This is a genomic window from Massilia sp. CMS3.1 (genome assembly GCF_051262535.1).
In the GTDB taxonomy this organism is placed as follows: domain Bacteria; phylum Pseudomonadota; class Gammaproteobacteria; order Burkholderiales; family Burkholderiaceae_D; genus Telluria.
On the sequence record NZ_JBIMES010000046.1, the window covers coordinates 1 to 4,379 of the forward strand.

Annotated in this window: 3 protein-coding genes and 1 pseudogene; 3 read left to right on the plus strand and 1 reads right to left on the minus strand. The window is 53.0% G+C overall.

Annotated elements, in window-relative coordinates:
- Positions 1-319 precede the first annotated feature (319 nt).
- The 3 genes from ACHAC9_RS24220 to ACHAC9_RS24230 all read left to right on the plus strand — a co-directional run bounded on the left by ACHAC9_RS24220 (position 320) and on the right by ACHAC9_RS24230 (position 2,654).
- A complete protein-coding gene (locus tag ACHAC9_RS24220) occupies positions 320-1,414 on the plus strand; it encodes a hypothetical protein (RefSeq protein WP_435764332.1) in 1,095 nt (364 codons plus the stop codon).
- 316 nt (positions 1,415-1,730) lie between these two features.
- Positions 1,731-2,192, plus strand: a complete 462-nt coding sequence (locus tag ACHAC9_RS24225) for a hypothetical protein (RefSeq protein WP_435764334.1) — start codon at positions 1,731-1,733, stop codon at positions 2,190-2,192.
- Between the two features lie 114 nt (positions 2,193-2,306).
- The gene (locus tag ACHAC9_RS24230) at positions 2,307-2,654 is read left to right on the plus strand and encodes a hypothetical protein (RefSeq protein WP_435764336.1); all 348 of its coding nucleotides are present in this window, start codon (positions 2,307-2,309) and stop codon (positions 2,652-2,654) included.
- 214 nt (positions 2,655-2,868) lie between these two features.
- Here ACHAC9_RS24230 and ACHAC9_RS24235 read toward each other — a convergent pair.
- A pseudogene (locus ACHAC9_RS24235) lies at positions 2,869-4,296 on the minus strand (IS1182 family transposase); the annotation flags it as partial.
- Positions 4,297-4,379: the final 83 nt, after the last annotated feature.

The window sequence follows — 4,379 nt, forward strand, 5'->3', positions numbered from 1 at the left end:
TATTGTGTTGAAAAACTCGGTCAGCTTGCTGCCATAACAAGAAAAAGCGTTAACTCGGCTGTCCAAAACCGCGCCTGTTGAACGAACGCCGATCGGTTGATCGTTTGATACTCACGAAAATCGGTTAAAAGTGTTGCCGCGCGACTTTTTCAACACAATAGGTCGGAAGCGGACGCTACAATAGGTCCGCAACCGGTCAATAACGATACGATTTCGCACTCCGTGATTCTTCACACATTAGCTGGAAGCTACTATTGGTTGATTAAAACATCTCCGTCAGATATTCTGCCACTTCTCGATTACACCATCTCGGTCTTCAATGTTTTTGGTTTTATACATACTTCCCTATGTTGTATTCTTCGCGCTCGCGCTGATGATGCCAGGGCGACGGTCACTTTTTCTCCTCGCTGGGGTGCTCGGCCTGCCGCTTGGATGGCTTATGTGGGAGGGCTTTCGTTCAATGGGAAGCGCGCCTGGTGGAGCGATCTTGGGCGTTATTGTCGTAGCAGCATTTATCGGTTCGGCAGTTGCGGGGCTAATCGCCGGCGTCACGACACGTGCGATTTCATTCAGCTTTTTGTCAGCGAAACATTCGCGCGTTCAACACGCCGTGTTGGTGCTTGTAGGGGGGCTCGCCATTCCATCGATCTTGGCAGCGTCATTTTGGTGGTCCCAGGGGAACATTCGAGTTCCTGATGAGGCCTGTCTTAACGCCAAACACCATGTCAATATCACCGGGCTTGATTTGTGGCTGCCTTCAGCACCGATCTTCACTCCATGGGTGGGAGAAAAAGAGTTGTATTCGTTTTCGTCGCATCAGCGCATGCGGTCCTTTTGCAGCATCAGCCTGAAAACGAAAAAGCCGATCGAAGTCGTGAACCTTTCGATCTACCCAGAACAGCTAAGCTTCAAAGGCCAGCCTCAGCGGGACAAATTTTGTGCGGCTACTAGACAGGAATGGGGAAAGCTGCTTTGTCGTAGGAGCACGCCAACGGCTACTTCAAGCAATGGCTTTCCTGAAGAAATATCGATTTATTCGCCGACCGAATTTGACCACAAGAAAATGCTGGTGAGCGAACACAGTGCGTATGCAGGATTTATCAAAAAAAGCGAAGCAGCTATACGATCCGGTCGGCCTCTGCAAGCGTTGCGAAACGATGATTTCGATCAGTTCTCTAATGGATACTGGATTGCACGCGATAAAACATGGCGAAACGATGCGGGCGAGCCTTTCAGTCTGTACTGCTACGAGACAAAACCCTCAGGCATGCTTCATTGCACGACGACGTACCGTTTAAGCTTGGGTCCGCAAGTAACCTACAGTTTTCGCGCCCCCCAGGAGCAGTTGGCCTCCGTATCCAGAACTGTTGACGCGAATTTGCATTTCTTCTTGAAAAGTCTGACTGCTCAATAAGAGATAGAGGTCCGCTTGGGTCTGGAACGAACGTTCAGCGCGGCTCAGTCGAGTACTTTCCCATCTGGAAACAACTCGGGTAGACTGATCGCTTCACGATCGTCTGCTTCCGGCCTATTGTGTTGAAAAACTCGGTCAGCTTGCTACCATAACAAGAAAAAGCGTTAACTCGACTGTCCAAAACCGCGCCTGTTGAACGAACGCCGATCGGTTGATCGTTTGATACTCACGAAAATCGGTTAAAAGTGTTGCCGCGCGACTTTTTCAACACAATAGGCCAGAAGCAGACGTTCACTAAATCTTCAACTTCAATCTCATGGAAAAAAAGTATGCGATAGTTGCCTTCGTGCTCTTGTCTGTCACCCACCCTGGCTGGAGTGCAGAGAGCTCATTATGCGAAGCCAGAGAACAGGTTGTATGGTCCTGCCATGCTGGTAAGAAGACATATTCGGTCAGCGCGTCTCCAAACCTTTCTCGTAGTAATGGCTATCTGCAATACCGTGCAGGAAGAGCTGCCAAGGCCGAGTTTGTCTACCCTGCTACGCATGTACATCCGTTGAAAAAATTCCACCTGGCGATGGGTCCACGTGGCGCTAGTTTGGAATTCGCCAACGGGCGCTTTAGGTATTCAATCGCTGAAGAGGCTAGAGGTTTGCCTTTAATTTTCGTGGCCAAGGATGAGCAACAGGTGGCAGTCGTGCATTGCAAAGATCATACGGGCGGCCTTTTGGACAACGCTACACTCGACCTACTTAGGGCAGCCGGGATTGCAAGGTAAGGAGAGGTGTTTAGGTTTTTTCGTTTTGTGAACGTTTGCATTCGGTCGGTAGCGGACGCTATCCAAGGTCCGCAATCGGCCAGAAGCGGACCTTGGAAAAGACACGGGTGATTGATGACAATTGCAGATGAGTTTCGCAGGTCCCTTGAGGCCGGCCTCACCGAACTAGCGACAAACGAATGGGCAGTAACTGAAGCGCGTGAACAAGTTATCAGCGATGTGACGCCAAGCGAGGCATTCGAGAACATCGTTGATGTGTTGAGTTTAGCCGGAGAGCAAACCGACCCATACGCTTTTGCCTCATGTTGCTGGCTGGTGCTCGACCTCGCGAAGCTTAGCGATACGACTGAACTGCCAGGGAATCTGGAAGAGGTCGTGGCATCAATAGCCCCAGTCGCGAGCAATCTACAAGTCGAGGCCGAGCTAAAAAAGGTGGCGAACTGGTACCGAGTGAACCGTTAGTAGAAACGAGACGGGTACAGGAACGAACGTCCGCAATGGGTCCAGCCCGTGTAAAAACTCAAAATTAAGAACTGCCAGCCGAATTTTACGGGCCCGGGCTAACTCGGGAATATAAAGAAGCGTTCCAGGCCGTGTAATCTCATTTGGACGTTTTCAGCACGACGAGCAAGGAACACGACTTAAACAAGCCTGGTAGCGTCAAAAAATGGGCGTACGCCCTGATCGCTGCCAGCATTCCCTGCATGCCAAGCAACGTCATCAGGCGCCTGAAGTTATAGACAAGCACGTGCAGGCTCATTTCAGCCTTCACACGGTCCAGTCCTTTCGTCAGGAAGTGCGTCGCTCCCATCCACGCCTTGATCGTCGCGTACGGATGCTCGACGGTCGAGCGCCGGATTCGCATGGCATCCGGGGTCTGCTCAAGACGTGCCTGCATCTCATCGAGCACGTCCTGATGTTCCCAGCGGGTTACCCGACGCTGCGAGCTCGGCGTGCACTTGTCCTTGAGCGGGCAGCCCTTACAGTTCGAGCTCCAGTACCGGTGGTTGGTCATGCCTCTCTCGACGCTGGTGAAGCGCCATATCAAAGATTCGCCTGCCGGGCAGCGGTACTCGTTCTTTTGTGGGTCGTAGATGAAGTCGGCCTTGTCGAATCGGCCGTCGGCTTTAGCTCCTGAAGTTTTCGTCGGTGGCACCAAAGCGCAGATGCCCGCCTCACGACAGGCCAGGATTTCCTCGCCCTTGAAGTAGCCGCGGTCGGCAATTGCAGTTAGTCTCGTCATGCCGATTGCTGTGCGGGCCTTTTTGGCCATGCCGGACAATTGGTCGCGGTCGCTGCCGATATTGGTTACCTCGTGTTCGACGATCAAATGATGCTTGGCGTCGACTGCGGTTTGCACGTTATAGGCAACGATTCCTGAACCGCGCGTCATCATCGAGCGCGAGTCTGGATCGGTAAGCGAGATCTGCGTTTCCCCAGTCTCTGTCAGCTTCGCTTCGATCTCCTTGAGCGTGGCCATTTGAGATTTTAGCGCTGCGATCTTGTCGTTCAGGCGAACGCCTTTCGACTGCGCCGTGGCCGGCTCCTGCCGGTCGGCCGTGTCGAGTTCGGCCAGGTAGCGGCTGATGTTCGCCTCGATCTCTGCCATTCTGCGCTTGAGCTTGACGTCAGTGAAATTGCGGTCGCTGCTGTTGACGGCCTTGAACTTGCTGCCGTCGATCGCTACAACCGCGTCCGAAAACAGGTCCAGTTGCTGGCACACGACGACGAACTGGCGGCAGACATTGCGGATGGCCTTGCCGTTGTCTTTTCGGAAGTTCGCTATCGTTTTGAAGTCGGGCGCCAAGCGTCCAGTCAGCCACATTAGCTCGACGTTGCGCTAAGCCTCGCGCTCAAGCCGCCGGCTTGATTGGATACGGTTGAGGTAGCCGTAAATGTAGAGCTTGAGCAGCACTGCCGGATGGTAAGCCGGCCGGCCCGTTTTCGCCGGTTGCACTCGCTCGAAGCCCAAGCGGGCAAGGTCTAGCTCTTCGACAAATACATCGACTACACGAACCGGGTTATCTTCGGCAACGTAATCATCCAGAAGCTCAGGCAGTAGCGTGCCCTGTCCGCGGTCCTCGCCCTCGATAAAGCGCTTCATTTGGCACCTGTATTGATGAGATACTGGCTTAACGTTTACCGGACTGGCTTCGTTTACACGGCCCTACGTTTTTACACAGCCTG

Bases quoted from the DNA above. Each gene is read 5' to 3' on its own strand.
- ACHAC9_RS24220 (WP_435764332.1), top strand. From the start codon at position 320: ATGTTTTTGGTTTTATACATACTTCCCTATGTTGTATTCTTCGCGCTC.
- ACHAC9_RS24225 (WP_435764334.1), top strand. From the start codon at position 1,731: ATGGAAAAAAAGTATGCGATAGTTGCCTTCGTGCTCTTGTCTGTCACC.
- ACHAC9_RS24230 (WP_435764336.1), top strand. From the start codon at position 2,307: ATGACAATTGCAGATGAGTTTCGCAGGTCCCTTGAGGCCGGCCTCACC.